General features: G+C 66.8%; 14 protein-coding genes and 1 pseudogene. 6 read left to right on the forward strand and 9 right to left on the reverse strand.

Annotated elements, in window-relative coordinates; translation table 11 throughout:
• Positions 1–919 precede the first annotated feature (919 nt).
• A pseudogene (locus HTZ84_RS20805) lies at positions 920–2113 on the forward strand (Cdc6/Cdc18 family protein); the annotation flags it as partial.
• A 208-nt stretch (positions 2114–2321) separates the two neighbouring features.
• Here the strand turns inward: HTZ84_RS20805 and HTZ84_RS20810 are convergent.
• Positions 2322–2678, reverse strand: coding sequence for a hypothetical protein (locus HTZ84_RS20810; RefSeq protein WP_174682419.1), 357 nt, complete (start codon positions 2676–2678; stop codon positions 2322–2324).
• Positions 2679–2781: 103 nt separating this feature from the next.
• Here HTZ84_RS20810 and HTZ84_RS20815 point away from each other — a divergent pair, with 103 nt between their 5' ends.
• Positions 2782–4023, forward strand: coding sequence for a sensor histidine kinase (locus HTZ84_RS20815; RefSeq protein WP_174682420.1), 1242 nt, complete (start codon positions 2782–2784; stop codon positions 4021–4023).
• 137 nt (positions 4024–4160) lie between these two features.
• Here HTZ84_RS20815 and HTZ84_RS20820 read toward each other — a convergent pair whose 3' ends face one another.
• Positions 4161–4964 (reverse strand): type 1 glutamine amidotransferase, encoded by an 804-nt coding sequence (locus HTZ84_RS20820; RefSeq protein ID WP_174682640.1) that lies wholly within the window; start codon positions 4962–4964, stop codon positions 4161–4163.
• A gap of 444 nt (positions 4965–5408) precedes the next feature.
• Here HTZ84_RS20820 and HTZ84_RS20825 point away from each other — a divergent pair, with 444 nt between their 5' ends.
• On the forward strand, positions 5409–6530 hold the full coding sequence (locus tag HTZ84_RS20825) for a tRNA (guanine(26)-N(2))-dimethyltransferase (RefSeq protein ID WP_174682421.1): 1122 nt from the start codon (positions 5409–5411) through the stop codon (positions 6528–6530).
• 30 nt (positions 6531–6560) lie between these two features.
• Here the strand turns inward: HTZ84_RS20825 and HTZ84_RS20830 are convergent, their stop codons facing one another.
• The gene (locus tag HTZ84_RS20830) at positions 6561–6761 is read right to left on the reverse strand and encodes a hypothetical protein (RefSeq protein ID WP_174682422.1); all 201 of its coding nucleotides are present in this window, start codon (positions 6759–6761) and stop codon (positions 6561–6563) included.
• A gap of 161 nt (positions 6762–6922) precedes the next feature.
• Here HTZ84_RS20830 and HTZ84_RS20835 point away from each other — a divergent pair, with 161 nt between their 5' ends.
• Entirely contained in the window at positions 6923–8239 is a 1317-nt protein-coding gene (locus tag HTZ84_RS20835) for a YihY/virulence factor BrkB family protein (RefSeq protein ID WP_174682641.1), read from the forward strand.
• Between the two features lie 89 nt (positions 8240–8328).
• On the opposite strand, the gene HTZ84_RS20840 is transcribed toward HTZ84_RS20835, so the two are convergent.
• From HTZ84_RS20840 to HTZ84_RS20860, 5 genes are all read right to left on the reverse strand, one after another.
• Positions 8329–9135 (reverse strand): alpha/beta fold hydrolase, encoded by an 807-nt coding sequence (locus tag HTZ84_RS20840; RefSeq protein ID WP_174682423.1) that lies wholly within the window; start codon positions 9133–9135, stop codon positions 8329–8331.
• An 83-nt stretch (positions 9136–9218) separates the two neighbouring features.
• Positions 9219–10121, reverse strand: a complete 903-nt coding sequence (locus HTZ84_RS20845) for a hypothetical protein (RefSeq protein WP_174682424.1) — start codon at positions 10119–10121, stop codon at positions 9219–9221.
• Between the two features lie 111 nt (positions 10122–10232).
• A complete protein-coding gene (locus HTZ84_RS20850) occupies positions 10233–10553 on the reverse strand; it encodes a hypothetical protein (RefSeq protein ID WP_174682425.1) in 321 nt (106 codons plus the stop codon).
• A gap of 81 nt (positions 10554–10634) precedes the next feature.
• On the reverse strand, positions 10635–11051 hold the full coding sequence (locus HTZ84_RS20855; RefSeq protein ID WP_174682426.1) for a response regulator: 417 nt from the start codon (positions 11049–11051) through the stop codon (positions 10635–10637).
• A 153-nt stretch (positions 11052–11204) separates the two neighbouring features.
• Positions 11205–12284: a Vms1/Ankzf1 family peptidyl-tRNA hydrolase gene (locus HTZ84_RS20860; RefSeq protein WP_174682427.1), complete on the reverse strand. Its 1080-nt coding sequence runs from the start codon at positions 12282–12284 to the stop codon at positions 11205–11207.
• 299 nt (positions 12285–12583) lie between these two features.
• Here HTZ84_RS20860 and HTZ84_RS20865 point away from each other — a divergent pair, with 299 nt between their 5' ends.
• Positions 12584–14107: an aldehyde dehydrogenase family protein gene (locus HTZ84_RS20865; protein WP_174682428.1), complete on the forward strand. Its 1524-nt coding sequence runs from the start codon at positions 12584–12586 to the stop codon at positions 14105–14107.
• A gap of 9 nt (positions 14108–14116) precedes the next feature.
• Positions 14117–14569, forward strand: coding sequence for a hypothetical protein (locus tag HTZ84_RS20870; protein WP_174682429.1), 453 nt, complete (start codon positions 14117–14119; stop codon positions 14567–14569).
• Between the two features lie 35 nt (positions 14570–14604).
• Here HTZ84_RS20870 and HTZ84_RS20875 read toward each other — a convergent pair whose 3' ends face one another.
• A complete protein-coding gene (locus tag HTZ84_RS20875) occupies positions 14605–15594 on the reverse strand; it encodes a DMT family transporter (RefSeq protein WP_174682430.1) in 990 nt (329 codons plus the stop codon).
• Between the last annotated feature and the right edge of the window lie 162 nt (positions 15595–15756).

Below are 15756 nucleotides of genomic sequence, written 5' to 3' on the forward strand. Positions count from 1 at the left end.
GTGTATTGGACGAACTATCGTCCAATCGGTATTGGACGAAGGTTCGCCGCTCGAGGCGAACTCCACCCCTCGTTCCGGATCGGCTCCTCGTTCTGGATCGGCTCCTCGTTCTGGATCGGCTCCTCGTTCCGGATCAGCGGCCGAGACCGTCGATCCGCTCGTTGTTCCGGTTACTGCCTCGATCGCCGTGTTCGTCGCGGCGCTTCGACCGGCAGTTCTGTGGGACGATCTATGGAGAATTTTCCCGAAACTGGCGCTGTCGAGTCGATTGTCGTTCCCGTCGCCGTCCGTGTCGGTACACTCGCCGCGCGTCAGTAGTCGGTACGCTCGCCGCGCGTCAGTAACTGGTTTCCACACCGCGGTGGGTTCGCGAGTGTCCCCTCCCGACCTCCGCTTCGAGTCGACACCCACCGCCACACCGATACAGCGGCACCGCGGTGTGGAAACCGACCGGTGCAGTTCCTATAGAAACTCTTTTTATCGGATACAGCGGAACTACGGTATCCGCCCCGTTCGTCGGGTCGTTCCCGATCCTCCCGATGACGGCCGTGTGACTCCGTCTCCGTTCCGGTCGAGCGGGCGCAACCGGTCGCGTGTGACCCACCGGCATACAGCGGCACTCCGGGGTCTCCCGACGGGTGACCCGGTGACTCGACGTGGCTATACAGCGGAACCGCGGGGTGTGGCCACAGCTATACAGCGGCACTCCGGGGTTCCCTGCGCGGCCGTCCCTCGACGGTCGCCCCGGGAGTTCCGAAATCGATACAGCGGAACCGAGCGATGCATCGCCGCCTATACAGCGGCACTCCGGGGTGTAATTGTTACATTTCAGAACCGCTCTCGAGGGAATCCCGTCTATACAGCGGCACTGCGGTTCCGAGCGTTTAAGGTGCTCCGGCGTACTGTCCCTAGTACCTGAATGTCGGATTCGATGGATTACTTCGGCAGCGAGAACGAGATCTTCCGGAACAAGGAACTCCTGCAGGTCTCGCACCTCCCGGACGGCGACCGGATCATCGGCCGCGAGGACGAACTGACGAACCTCGCGAACGCGATCAAACCGGCCACGCGGGGGAACACGCCGAACAACGTGCTCGTCTACGGGAAGACGGGAACCGGGAAGTCCCTCTGTTCGAAGTTCATCACGAACCAGGCCATCGAACGCGCGGAGGGTAACGACGTCTCGATCGGCGTCGCGTACGTCGACTGCCTGCAGGAATCGACGGAGACCCAGGCCGTCCAGTCGGCCGGCCACCAGCTCAACGACCACGCCGAGACCGACGTCTCGATCCCCCATTCGGGGCTGAGCACGGCCGAGTACTACCGGCGGCTGTGGCACATCGTCGACACCCGCTACGACGTCGCCCTGATCATCTTAGACGAGGTCGACAAGATCGAGGACGACGACATCCTGATGCAGCTCTCGAGAGCCGTCGAATCCGGCAAACTCACCGAGAGCACGGTCGGCGTCATCGGCATCTCGAACAAGGTCCGCTACAAGGACTCGCTGGACGAACGGATCAAGTCCAGCCTCTGCGAACGCGAGTACGTCTTCTCGCCCTACGATGCGACCCAGATCCGTGAAATCCTGCGCTCCCGGTCGGACGCGTTCCACGAGGGCGTCCTCGAGGACGGCGTCATCCCGCGCGTGGCCGCGCTCGCGGCTCGGGAACACGGCGACGCGCGGAAGGCGATCGACATCCTCCGCTTCGCCGGCGAGATCGCCGAGGAGAACGCCCTCGAGACCGTCACAGAGTCCTGCGTCGACCAGGCCCACGAGCGCGAGGAGACCAGCCGGCTGGCCGAACTCATCTCCAAGAGCCCCAGCCACGCGAAACTCGTCCTCGAGGCGATGGCCCTGCTGACCCAACAGAAGGAGGGCGACGACGCGCCCGTGACGACCAACGAGGTGTACGACCTCTACAAGCGCCTCTGCGACCGCGATGGCTCCGAACACCTGAAGCTGCGCCGCATCCGCGATATCCTCTCGGAGCTCGAGTTCCTCTCGATCATCGACCAGGAGCGCAAGTGGGCCGGGAAGGGGAAGGGCAACTACATGGAAAACCGGCTGATCGACGACCCCGAGGTCATCATCGCGGCCTGTAACGAGTCGGTATCGAACGAGGCGACTCGGAGGGGTAAGCGGAGGACGACTCGAGAACTGATCTGCTACCGTGGCAGCGGGGGGTTGCCACTCCCTCCCCAGCCGATTCGCTCTCTCCCGTTGGTCGTTCGCTCATCCCTCGCACAACTTCGAACTGCGTCTCACGCTTCGTTCGACGCAGTTCAGCGCGCGCCACTGCATGATAGGGATACGAGTCTCAGAGCAGTTCGCGAACTTCCGAGTACCACATGTCGTGGTAGTCGACGTGGCCGACCCGGCGGGCGATGGCGACGGCCAGGGCGTGCCAGCACTGCTCGGTCGGTTCGTCGGCATCGAGGTTGTACTCGCTGTCCTTGCAGGTACAGCCGCCGTCCTCGACGATGTACTCGTCGTCGTAGCCGACGACGATCGTGAAATCGCGGTAGGCCTTCACCCGATTCTCGCCGACCGCCTCGATCGCGCGGACCCCGCGGTCGCCGTGGACCTTGGAGATCCGGTCGACGATCTCGGGGGTGAGTTCGCCGGTCTCCTCGAGGTCCGCCTGCCATCGCTCGACTGGGTTGGCCTCCGGCACGACCGCAACTGTGCGCCCGACTGTAAAATCGGTTTGGTTGTCGTGCCGAGCGCCGAGGGGCCTCGTCGCAAGCCAAAAATAGCGTCCGACCCCAGTAGCACCAATGGGCAGTCGGACCAGGGTTTCGTCCGCAATCGGTGGCCGAGTGACGATCACACTCCTCGGCGCGCTGTACGTCGCCTTCGCGGTCGCGTGGGCGGCCCAGCGACTGACCGACGGCGGCTCGACGTCGAACGTCGCGCTCGTCGCCAGTTTCATCGGCGTCCCCGGGCTGATCTTGCTCTACGCCGGCTATCGGTTGCCGCGGACCGACATCCGTCCCGAGTACTACCCCACGATCGGCCGCTGGGCGATCGGCGGGGCCGGACTGCTGCTCGGCATCCTCGTGCTCTATCAGCTCGAGCCGGCCGAGAGCGTCAGCGAACCGTTCCGAGCGGCGCTGGTCCTCACGGCGTTCGGCAGCGTCGCCGGCTTCGGCGTCGGGATCCACGACGCGCTGGCCAAAACCCGCGCGTTCGAGATTCGACGGCGCAACGGGGAGCTGCGACGGATCAAGGCGGAACTCGACGAAACGGTCGAACAACTCGAGACGGCTAACCGCGAGTTCGAGGCGTCGAACGAACGGCTCGAGCAGTTCGCCTACGCCGCCAGTCACGACTTACAGGAGCCACTGCGGATGATTACGAGCTACCTCTCGCTCGTCGAGCGCCGGTACGGCGACGACCTCGACGAGGACGGCGAGGAGTTCATCGCCTACGCGGTCGACGGCGCCGAGCGGATGCGCGAGATGATCGACGCCCTGCTCGAGTACTCGCGGATCGAGACGCAGGGCGATCCGTTCGAACCCGTCGATCTCGAGGCGGTGTTCGCGGACGTGCTGACGGATCTCGAACTGCAGATCGAAGAGACCGACGCGACGGTGGACGTCGGAGAGATGCCCCGCGTCGAGGGCGACGTCCACCAGTTGCGCCAACTCTTCCAGAACCTGGTGTCGAACGCGCTCGAGTACAGCGGCGACGAGCCGCCGCGGGTCCGCGTTACCGCGGAGCGAGCCGACGCGGAGCGGGCCAGTTCGGAGCGGACCAATTCGGAGCAGGCCGACGCGGAGTGGACGATCTCGGTCGCGGACGAGGGTATCGGCATCGACCCGGCCGACGCCGACCGCGTCTTCGACCTCTTTCAGCGGCTCCACGGCCGCGAGGAGTACGACGGCACCGGGCTCGGACTCGCGCTCTGTCAGCGGATCGTCGAGCGCCACGGCGGCGAGATCTGGGTCGACGCCGAGCCCGGCGAGGGCTCGACGTTCTCGGTGACGCTGCCGGCGGTCGCCGATCGCGACGAGTGAGCCGCGTTGACGCCGGCCCGATCCGTTTTCGAACCGGTTCGAACAGCCCGCAGCGGCGACTCGGCTCGCGGCCGCGCCTCGGCTTGGCTCGGCTCGAGCCGAGGCGATGACGCAGGACGACCGACCCGAGGAACGACTCAGGACGATCGGCTCGAGTCGGCCGACGACTCGATGGGTGATTCGGTCGCGGCGCCAGTCGCGTCGGCGTCGACGAACGTCTCTTCGACGGTCGCGGCGGCATCGGTACCGACGACGTCGGCGCCGCGCTCGACGGATCGTTGCTCGCGGACGAACCCGACGAAGTTGTCGAACAGCCGTTTGGCCTCGCAGGCGGCCTCGTAGCGCTCGGCGTCGATGTCCTCGAGGACGGCCCGAATCCGCTCGGGCTCGAGGTCGCCGTCCTTCCCGGCGGTCACGCGCTCGGCCGTCGTCATGTCGTACTCGGGGTGGAACTGGACGCCGAAGACGCGGTCCCGCCGGAAGCCGTGGATGCCGTACTCGTTCCGGGCGAACACCGTCGCGTCCGGCGGCGCCGCGGCCACGCGGTCGGAGTGGGTGGTGAAGACGGTGAAGCCCTCGTCGACGCCGGTCAGCAGGCGGCTCGTCCCGTCGTGTTCGACGGCCCGGTAGCCGATCTCGTACTCGCCCATGTCCTCGACGCGGCCGCCGAGGACGTCCGCGAGCAGCTGGTGGCCGTAACAGACGCCCAGAAACGGCAGGCCGGCCGCGACGGCCTCGCCGACCCACTCCTTTAACGCGCCGATCCACGGCCGATCCCAGTAGACGGAGGCGCTCGAGCCGGTGACGACGCAGGCGTCGAACGCGAACGTGTCGGGGAGTTCCCCGGAGGGACAGTGAAACTCGACGAGCTCCGCGTCGAGTTCCCGCTCGAAGTTCCGCCGCGTGCTCTCGCGTTTGTGCGCCGCGTTCAACAGGGCGATCCGGAGCCGATCGTCGTCCGTCTCCCCCCGCGCGCAGCGATCGCGCGCGGTCTCCTCGAGGCGATCGTCGGCCGACGGATCGATCACGGACGGATCCGCTCCGTTCGATCCGTCGCGGTCGCGTCGGCACGCGATCGCCCGCCATTTTGTGGTATGCTAACCCAAACCATTGCTGTTCGAACGACAGCACCGTCGGGTACAAAACGTTTTCCACTGAGTCGGTAACGAAAGCGCCGCTTTCAACGACGATTTCGCGGTTCTATCGGAGGTTGATGGACGAGCGTATCTCGAATGGGCGCTTCGAGAAAACCCTACAAAACAGCGGAGACGCCCGGTAAGCAGCGATTACTACCGAGAGGGACACTCGCCGCGAGTTCCGGTCGAGGGGACGGCGACCCCGACACAGACCACGGCGTTTTTCGCGGTCGCCCGTCGACAGGGGGTATGCGCGTCACCGAGGGCGGGATCGATCTCGAGGTCCCCGGCGAACAGACCGAGGGCGTCGAGGAGTCGGTGTTCTACAACCCCAGACAGGAGCTGAACCGAGACCTGACGATCGCGACGCTGCGGACCTTCCGCGAGCGCGAGGAGCGCGCCGAGAGCTACCTGGACGCGATGACCGCCAGCGGCGTCCGCGGAATCCGCGCGGCCGCCGACGGCTGGGACGTCACCTGCTGCGATCTCGAGGCAGACGCCGTCGACCTCGCGCGGGAGAACCTCGAGCGAAACGACCTCGCGGACGAGGCGCGCGTCGAGCACCGCAACGTCAACGCGCTCATGCACGACGAGATGTTCGACGTGATCGACCTCGACCCCTACGGGACGCCGATGCCCTTCGCCGACGCGGCCTTCGCGCGCTGTCGGGACCTCCTCTGCGTGACGGCGACCGACACCGCGCCGCTCTGTGGCGCTCACTTCAACAGCGGCGTCCGTTCCTACAGCGCGGTTCCCCAGAACACCGACTACCACCCCGAGATGGGCGTCCGGATCCTCGTCTCCGCGCTCGCCCGCAGCGGCGCCCGCTTCGACGTCGGCGTCGAGCCGATCCTGACCCACGCGACCAGCCACTACGTCCGGACCTACCTCGAACTCGACCGGAAGGCGAGCGCGGCCGACGCCGCCCTCGAGCACCTCGGGCACATCTATCACTGCGAGGACTGCCTCTACCGCGAGACCGAGCACGGACAGGTCGCCGACCCGCTCGAGAGCTGTCCCCACTGCGGCGGCACCCGCCTGCTCACCGCCGGCCCGGTCTGGCTCGGCCCCGTGCAGGACACCGAGTTCGTCGCCGCGGTCCGGTCGGCGATCCCCGACGCGTTCGGCACCGCCGAGAAGGCGCGGGAACTCTGCGAGACCCTCGAGGCCGAACTCGACGAACCGACTCACTACGACCAGCACAAGCTCTGCAAGAACTGGGGGCTGCCCGCGAACGCGATGGACGACTTTCTGGACGACCTGCGCGAGGCCGGCTACGCGGCCTCGCCGGCCCACTACGGCGGCACGACGTTCAAGACCGACGCGAGCGTCGGCGAAATTCGGGCGGCGACCGAAGGGAGTCTCGAGTGACCCCGCCGTTCTCCGACTCGACTCGACCCATTACCCCTCCTCGGCGTACAGCCGGACGAGCTGACACTCGGGACAGCAGACGCCCTGCAGTTTCGCCCTGTTCTTGAATCCGAGTTTGCCCAGCAGCCCCTCCCGCTCGCCGGTCGCGATCGAGAGCCCCATGCTCTCGCCGTCGCGCACCGGCACCGGTTCCATCGTCACGCCGCAATCCGGGCACCGTCGTTGATCCATACGCGCAATTGATATGACAGCTAGAAGAACGTTCGGGTCTCGAGGGCTCGACGCAACGTGCGTTGATCGACGATTCCGTCACGATCCGTGACGGTACCGACGAGTGTGCAAGCCAGTGCCACACGGTCGCATATGGCGCTGGCCGTCGCTACTACCGGAACGTGCTCGATCGCAGGTTCGACTTCGAACTCGCCGGCGACGCTCTCCGCCTCGCTCGCAGCGAGCAGTTGACGCTGCTGGCGGCCGGCGTCGCCTTCTACGGGTTCATCTCGCTCGTGCCGCTGATGTTGCTCGCCCTGGGGCTCGCGGCCTCGATCGGCGGCGAGGCGCTGGCCGAACGGCTGACGGCCGCGGCCACCGACGTCCTCACGGAGTCGGCTCGGGAACTGCTCGCCGAGACGGTCCTCGACGACACCGGCCGACAGAGCGCGACCGTCGCCGGCGCGCTCGGCCTGTTGTGGGGCTCGAGCCGCGTGCTCCGCGGCCTCGATCGGGCCTTCTCGCAGGTGTACGGCACCGCCGGCTCGAAGTCCTTGCTCGACACCGCCTGGGACGCGATGATCGTCTTCCTCGTGATAACGGGCGGACTCGGGCTCGTCGCCGCCCTCGAATTGCTGATCCGGTACGTGCCGTTTCTGGGGGCGACGATCGTCGGCCCGATCTTCGTCCTGCTCGGCCTCACCGCGACCTTCCTGCCGCTGTACGTCGTCTTCCCCGACGCCGACGTCGACCTCCGGGAGGCGCTGCCGGGGACGCTCGTCGCCGCCGTCGGCTGGTACGTCCTGAGCCGGACGTTCTCCCTCTACGCCGCGTTCGCCGGCGACTACGTCGTCTACGGCGCGCTCGGGGCCGTCTTTCTCGTGCTCGCCTGGCTGTACCTCGGCGCGATCATCCTCGTCTTCGGCGCCGTCCTCAACGCGGTCCTCGCCGACCGTGAAGTGGATCGGCAGCTACAAAGTCCCGGACATCGACAGTTTTCGACAGAAGCGATGACCGACGACGCCACGGGTGCCGACGAGGGGGCGACGGACGATCACGCAGGGACGGCTACGGGATCGGCGGAGGCGGGATCGAGCCGCCGTCGAAGCGCCCGCACGCGGGATCGATCGGAGGATCCCGAAGCGCTTCGCGAGGAGATCGAACGCCTGCGCGATCGAGTTGATTCGTTCGAGGACAACGTCGAACGCCGCACCGTCGAGAAGGAGTCCCTCGAGAGCGAACTCAAGCGCTACGTCCGCCGGAAGCAGCGACGGGGCCACGCCACCGACTGGGGGCCGTACCTCGTCTTGCTCTACGGGACGGCGATGTCCATCGGGGCGTTTTACTTCCTCGAGGGCGGCTGGGCGATCCTCGCGATGCTCGTCGTCTGGACCTCGACGCTGGGCGTCTACGTGCTGATGGTGCTGTTCGGCTTCGGGATCTCCGTCCTCGGTCTCCCCGGTCGCGTCCGCGATATGGTCGGCGAACGCCGTTCCTGATCGGTCCGTCCTCGTCTCTCCGACCCGTTTTCGATCGTCTCCGTCTCCGTCTTCGTTTTCGTTTCCAGCGCTGACCGGCGGCCGCCGACTCAGCGCCGCGCGGCGACGCGCTGTCGCACGAAGTTTCGGACGCGGTCCGTGTACGTCTCCGGCCGGTGGAGGTTACAGATGTGGCCGACGCCGGCGAGCACCTCGACGCGGCCGTCCCGGGCCGCCGCCGCGTGCTCCCGCTCGCCGCGGCGCATGAGCTTGTCGTTCTCGCCGTTGAGCACGAGCGTCGGCCCGGGGTAGGTCGACAGCTTCCCTCGGAAGTCCTCGCCCGCGACGAACGGTCCCGCGTTGCCGAACTCCCGCGGGTAGATGCCCGAGTCGATGATCTCCCGCTCGATGTCCGCGGGGAGATCGCGGTTGCGCACCCAGCGGTAGCCGAGTTTTTCGACGGCTCGACAGCCGATGTCGGGCTTCGTGGCGAGCCGAGAGATCCCCCCGGTCGCCCGCGTGAGCGTCTCCATCCCGCCGACGGGGTTCACGCTCGAGCCGGACAGAACTAGCCCGTCGACCGTTTCGGGACGGCGGGCGACGTACTCCGTCGCGACGTAGCCGCCCAGCGAGAGCCCGACCACTACCGCCGTTCCGTCAGTGTGCTCCTCGATGGCGCGCTCGAGGCGCTCGACCGCGGGTTCCATCCGGAACTGCTCGTCGCCGTAGGCGCCGTGGCCCGGCAGGTCGAACGTGACGACTCGGTACTCGGACGATAGCGCCCGCTGTTGGGGGAGCCACATCTTCCGCGTGAACATCGCGCCGTGGACGAACACGATCGACCGATCGTTTCCCGCACCGGCGACGTCGATACCGTCCATACCGTCGGTTCCGCTCTCGCTGTCTCGACCGAACATAGGCTTCCTATCAGCCGGCGGCCCATAGTGTCCGGGCCGGCGAGACACGGCGTTCGAACCGACGTTCCCGGTCGGTGCCCGCGTCAGTCTCTGCGCCGGTCGCCGTCGGCGTCCTCGTCCTCGTCCTCGCTCCGGTCGCTCAGCCGCTCCGTCTCGAGATCGTCCTCGAGGTCCGTCTTCCCCGCGTCTTCGGTCGTCGGCCCGCCGCGCTCCGCCTCCGCGTCGCGGTCGGGGTCGGGCGTCGGATCGACGTCCGCTCCGCGGGGCTGTTCGCCGGGATCGACCGCGGCGTCCGTCCGTCGCGGCTCGCCGGTTCGATCGACCGCAGCGTCGGTGGATTCGAAATCGTCGTCACGATCGACCGCAGCGTCGGTCGATTCCAGCTCCGCGTCCGGATCGACGGCGGCGTCGGTCGACTCGAAATCGTCTGTCGGCTCGACCGACGCTCCGGCCCGGGTACCGCCCTCGCGCTCCTGGCGGGCTAGCTCCGTCGGATCGGCCTCGAGGCCGCGATCGCTCGCCCGGTCGCGCCCTGTTTCGGGCTCGTCGGGTGCGGTCGTTTCGCGCTCGTCGATCGCGTCCGTCTCCTCGAGGGTGTCCTCGCCGGTCTCGTCGCGGAGGTCCTCGGCGATCTCGGTCTCCTCGGTCCCGGCCGAGCCGCCGGCGGGTTCGGTTCGTTCCTCGCCAGCGTCGTCGCCGGTGTTCGAATCGACGGCCGCCTCGAGCTCCTGTCGATCGACGGACGGTAACTCGCCCTCGAGTCGGACGGCGTCGTCGGTGATCTCGCGGACGGAATCGGTATCGAGCGGGTGCGCGGCGTCGGCGACGCCCTCCCAGCCGATCGAGGACTTGACCGAGTCGACGGCGGCCGTTTCGGGTCTGACGTGAGCGACGTCCCCTTCGACCGACGCGACGACGCCGACCGCCTCGCCGTTGCCGTTCACGACGGACTTGCCGACGTCGTCGTTCGAAAACGTTGCACACATGCGTGAGGCTACCACCACTCGCGGGAAGCCAGTGGTGCCTGCAATCGTCAGGGACACTAGTGGCCACGCTCGGCGGGTGCGGCGCCCGTCGGACGGGTCCGTTTTCCTTCCTTACTGATCCGGGCGGTTCTGCGGGTTATCCTGGCGGCTCTCGGATCGTTCGTCCGCGGCCGTCGTTCCCGTCTTCCCGGTCGAAAACTCCTCCGTCAGATGGATTCGGGTATCGGAGACCGCGTCGACGGCGTCGGCCTCGAGGACGAAGGGATCGATGGTATCGCCCCAGCCGAACCGGGCCATGATCGAGTCGAGCGCGTCGGGTGCCGGCTCGACCCGGGCTCGGTCCCCCTCGATCGCGTCGACGGTCCCGATCACCTTTCCGTCGGCCCGCTCGACGGGTTTTCCGACGTCGTCGTCGCTGAAGGTCGCACACATACTGGACGGTCCCCGGCTGCGAGTAAAGCGCGTAGTGCCTGCATTCGCGCGGATTTTAGGGTTCGCGGGTACCGGGCGCGATCACTCGGCGGGCTGTTCCGACAGCGATTGCACGATCGCGTCGAACTCGTCCGGATCGAGCGGCTTCTGCACGCGAGCGTCGACGACGGCTTCGATCTCGTCGGATTCGAATTCTTGGTCTCGCTGTGCGCCCGAAAGGACGATCACCGGAACGTCCCTGACGTCGTCGTCCATCCGCTCGAGCACGTCCGTCCCGTCCATCCGCGGGAGGTGGAGATCGAGGAGGATCGCGTCCGGTCGCGGAGCGTCGGCGTAGTCGCCGCGCCGAGAGAGGAACTCCAGTGCGTCGGGGCCGTCGGAGACGACGTGGACGGTCGGATCGTACCCGGTCTCTTTCAACAGCTCCTTGGTCAACCGGACGTCTCCCGGATTATCTTCCACTAAAAGTATTTCCCCAAAGGAATTTGGACCATCCATTACTACCTCAATGGCGACTCCGGTAGTTAAGAATTCGGTCTCTCGAGGATCTAGCTCATCGCTGTCTGAACGTTCCGCTCGAAAACACGCCGGGATCTGCGACCGAATCGGTTCAGCTCCGGACGTCCCGACAGCCGCGCCTTCTGCGAGCCGTCAGTCGATCGGGAACCGCAACAGCGCTCCGACCCCGTCGAACGCCTCGGCGAACCGGGTGCCGTCGGGGAAGTCGTCGGGAACGACGACGGTTTCGCCGCCCTGCTGTTCGGTTCGCTCCCCGAGTTCCTGCAAGTCCGCGCCCTCCAGGTCCGTCGAGAGCAGCAGCGTCTCGACCGCGTCGAACGCGAGGGCGTCGTCGACCTCCTCGCGGCCGTAGGCGACGGGATCGTCGTCGTCGCCGACCCGATCGAAGAACTCGCCGAGCGTCTCTCGAACGTCGTCCCGATCGCGTTCCTCGAGGGTCTCCTGGCCCTTCTCCGCGAGCAGCTCGAGGCCCTGCTGGGTCGCGTACTCGACGGCGAACTCGCCGTTGATCCGCTCCTCGAGGCGGTGATCGAGGTCGGCCTCATCTCGGAACGTCTCGACGGTGCCCGTCGTTCCGCCCAGCAGGATGCTGTCGACGGGGTCGTCACCCAGAAACGTCCGTCGGGCACGATCGGCGATCTCGTCGAAGAACTCCCGCTTCTGGCGCTCGCGGTCCCGTTCGAACCGTTCGGCGGACTGGCCGCCCGCGCTCGACTTCCCGGGGACCTCGCTCTCGAAGCTCTCGAGCGGTTCGACGCCCTCGTCGTCGAGCACGCCCAGCGCGGCGCCGCCGCGTTCGACGACCAGCAGGCCGTGGGTCGACTCCGGCTCGGTGACGTCCTCGAGGGGCTCGAGGTCGAACTCGTTGGCGTGGCGGTAGATCGACTCGTCGATGGGGACCGGCAGGTCGTCGAAGACGGCCGTCACGAGGTCGCCGTCGGGAACGCCGGCGTAGATCGCCAGCCCGCTCTCGGGGATCTCGTCGTACTCGTTCAGTTCGCTCCGGACGGTCTCCAGCGCGTCGGTGAGCGGTTTCGGAAACGACCGCTCGTCGAGCTGGCTCGCCTCCGCGTAGTCGGTCTCGACGGGCCGGCGGGCCTCGCCGATCGTCTCCTCGGGCGGGACGGCGAGGCTGACGAGGATGTCTCGGTCGGCGCTTGCGGACGAGAGTCGATCGAGCCGTTCGTGGAGTTCGTAGGATGCGAGTGACATGGATCGGGTGGGATGCCGGCGCCTCCGAACGCGAAAACGGGGGCGGTCGCAGGGGCGGCGAGCGTCCTCGCTACGAGAACTGTGAGGTTGAGCGGCCTGCCGGCGCACTCATGCAGATTGGCCGCTCGAGTGTGGGGACTCGAGACGGTACTCGTGTCTGACTCCGAGGGAGAAATCAATAGGAGTTACAATTCTACCGAATACGGATGAGTGTTACTCTATAATAAACCTAATTCAGTTATCGTATCAGATATCTATCTACTAGTATTATTACGCACTGTCTGGAACGGCGACGTGGAATGGCCACCGAATCGCAGCCGAGCGGCGACCGGACGGATAGTATCAGCCAGCGCCATCAGGAGACCGCAGCGGACGTCATTCCGCCGAATTTAAAACTGTATATCGGCGGCGATTGGGTCTCCAGTTCCGCCGGCGAAACGTTCGAAACGCGAGATCCGACGACGGGCGAGACGCTCGCGACGGTGCAAGCGGGCACCCGCGAGGACATCGATCGAGCGGTGGAAGCCGCCTGGACCGCCTACGACGAGACGTGGTCGGACTACTCGGCCGCCGAGCGCCAGCGCGTCCTCGAGGAGATCGCGGCCCGCGTCGAGGAGAACCGGGAGGCGTTCGCCCGCCTCGAGACCCTCGACAACGGGAAGCCGATCAGCGAGGCCAGAATCGACATGGAACTGGTCGCGGACCACTTCCGGTACTTCGCCGGGGCGACCCGCGTCAACGGCGGCGAGACGATCCCGAGCGGCGACGGGCAACACGTTCAGACGATCCGCGAGCCCTACGGCGTCGTCGGCCAGATCATCCCGTGGAACTTCCCGCTGTTGATGGCCGCTTGGAAGCTCGGCCCGGCGCTCGCCGCCGGCAACTGTTCGGTCCTCAAACCCGCCGAGGAAACCCCGCTCACGGTCCTCAAGCTCATGAACGAGATCGACGACGTCCTTCCGGACGGCGTCGTCAACGTCGTCACCGGATTCGGGCCCGACGCGGGCGAGCCGCTGGCGAAACATCCCGACATCCGAAAGATCGCCTTCACCGGATCGACCGAGGTCGGCAAGCAGGTGATGACCCAGGCCGCCGAGCACGTCCACGACATCACGCTCGAGCTGGGCGGGAAGAGCCCGCTGATCATCTATCCGGACGCGGATCTGGAGAAGGCGGTCGCCACGACGATCACGGCCATCTTCTACAACACCGGCGAGTGCTGTTCCGCGGGCTCGCGGCTGTTCGTTCACAGCGACATCAAAGACGAGTTCCTCGAGGAATTGGCGTCGACCGCCGAGGACCTCACCGTCGACGACCCGCTGTTGGAGGAGACGACGCTGGGGCCGAAAGTCACCGAAGAGCAGGCCGAACGCACGCTCGAGTACATCGAGGAGGCCCGCGACGCCGGCGCCGACTTCCTGACCGGCGGCGACGTGCCCGACGACGAGGCGCTCGCGGAGGGGAGTTTCGTCTCCCCGACGCTGATCGACGACATCGACCACGACAACCGCGCCGTCCAGGAGGAGATCTTCGGGCCCGTCCAGGAGGTGTTCGAGTGGACCGACTACGAGACGATGATCGAACTGGCCAACGACGTCGACTACGGCCTCGCGGCGGGTATCATCACGAACGACATTACGAAGGCCTACGAGACGGCGACGGATATCGAAGCGGGGAACGTCTGGATCAACCAGTACAACGCGTTCCCGGCCGGGATGCCCTTCGGCGGCTACAAACAGTCGGGAATCGGCCGCGAAGTCGGCTACGAGGCGCTGGCCGAACACTACACCCAGACGAAGACGATCAACCTCGCTCTCGAGTGAGGCAGTGAGATGACCGACCCCGCGGCGGTGCCGTTTCCGTTTCCCCGGTGGGAGGGCGACCGCGCGACCCACCTCACCGTCGCGCCCGACGACGGTATCTACGTCGTCCCCTCGGGGGCACACGAACGCCTTCACCGGATCGTGATCGGCGACCGAGACGTCACCGAGCGGTTCGATGGACTCCGAGGGACCAAGGTCGAACTCGCGCTCACCGGTTGGGTGCAGTTACAGAGCGATCGGCTGACCGACCGCGTCAACGTCGACGCGCCGGACGGCTTCGACGACGCGGCCCTCCTCGAGCGGTTCGCTCGGATGCACGACGCCGGGTCGATCGCGATCGCACGCTACCCGTCGGGAACCGTCGTCACGAGTACGCCGTCCGAACTGACGCTCTCCGAGCGCGGTGCTCGCGTCCCGGTCCCCGTAACCGACGATCGGGAGCCGGCCGACGACTACCAGTAGTCATCGCTGCCAAAGCGGGTTGAGAAGACGGCCGCTCAGTCCGAGCGGTAGCCGCGCGGTTCATCGGTGACGGACGCCCCCTCCTCGCAGGCGGGTGCGTCGACCGCCAGGCCGGGCAGTCGCGAACGGAGATCGATCGAGTCGCTGCCGATGACGGCGAAGCCGACGAAGATCGTCAGGAAGCCGACGACCGCCGACGTCGCGACGGCCTCGTCCAAGATCGCCCAGCCGCCGAGCGTCGAGACGACCGGCACGACGTAGAAGATCAGGTTCGCCGTGGTCGCCTCGGTCGCCTCGAGCAGCCCGAAGTAGGCGATGTACGCGAGGACGCCGGCGACGATGCTGACGTAGCCCAGCGCGACGAGCGCGTCGGTCGTCCACGAGATCGAGCCCATCGACTCGCCGGTCGAGTAGGCCAAGCCGTGACAGAGGGCCGCCGCGATCGGGAGGCCCCACGCGATCCGGACCGTACTCGAGAGCGTGGCCGTCGAACCGGCCCGGCGGATGAGGACCGCGCCCAGCGCGGCGCTGATCGCGCCGGCGAAGAGGATCGCTCGCCCGAACGCGTCGCCGCCCAGCAGGGCCGTCGGGTCGGGGCTGACCACGAGCGCGACGCCGATCAGTCCGAGTCCCATCCCGATCGCGCCGCGACGCGAGAGCCGCTCGTCCGAGAGGAGGACGGCCGCGAACACCGGCGTCAGGATCGGGTTGAGGCTGAAGACGATCGAGCCGACGGCGCTGGTCGCGTACTGCTGGCCGACGAACAGGAGGGCGTTAGCCAGTCCGATCACGAGGCCGCCGGTCGCGAGGATCGCGACGACGTCGCCCCGCGTTTCGGGCAGGAGGTCGTCGCCCGACGCGGTGAGCGCGACGTACCCCAGCATGACCAGCGCGGCGACGTCGAATCGAATCGCGACGAACAGCAGCGGCGGGAAGTACTCGAGGCCGGCCTTCGCCGCGACGAACGTTCCCCCGAAGAACACGCTCGAGCAGAGGAAGAACGCGAGCGTTCGACGGTCGATCACTGGTCGATCACCACCGCACCCGTGCGATCGTACAGAGAAGGTGCCGACGGATCGTCAGTCGGCAGAAATTCTTCGAGGATCATCATACACCTACGTAGGCGTCCGGGGCATATAGTTTCCTTCAGAAAAGATTTCACGGCAAGAAAAATCTCGGCCGGCGAG

This window comes from Haloterrigena gelatinilytica, from assembly GCF_013342145.1.
In the GTDB taxonomy this organism is placed as follows: domain Archaea; phylum Halobacteriota; class Halobacteria; order Halobacteriales; family Natrialbaceae; genus Haloterrigena; species Haloterrigena gelatinilytica.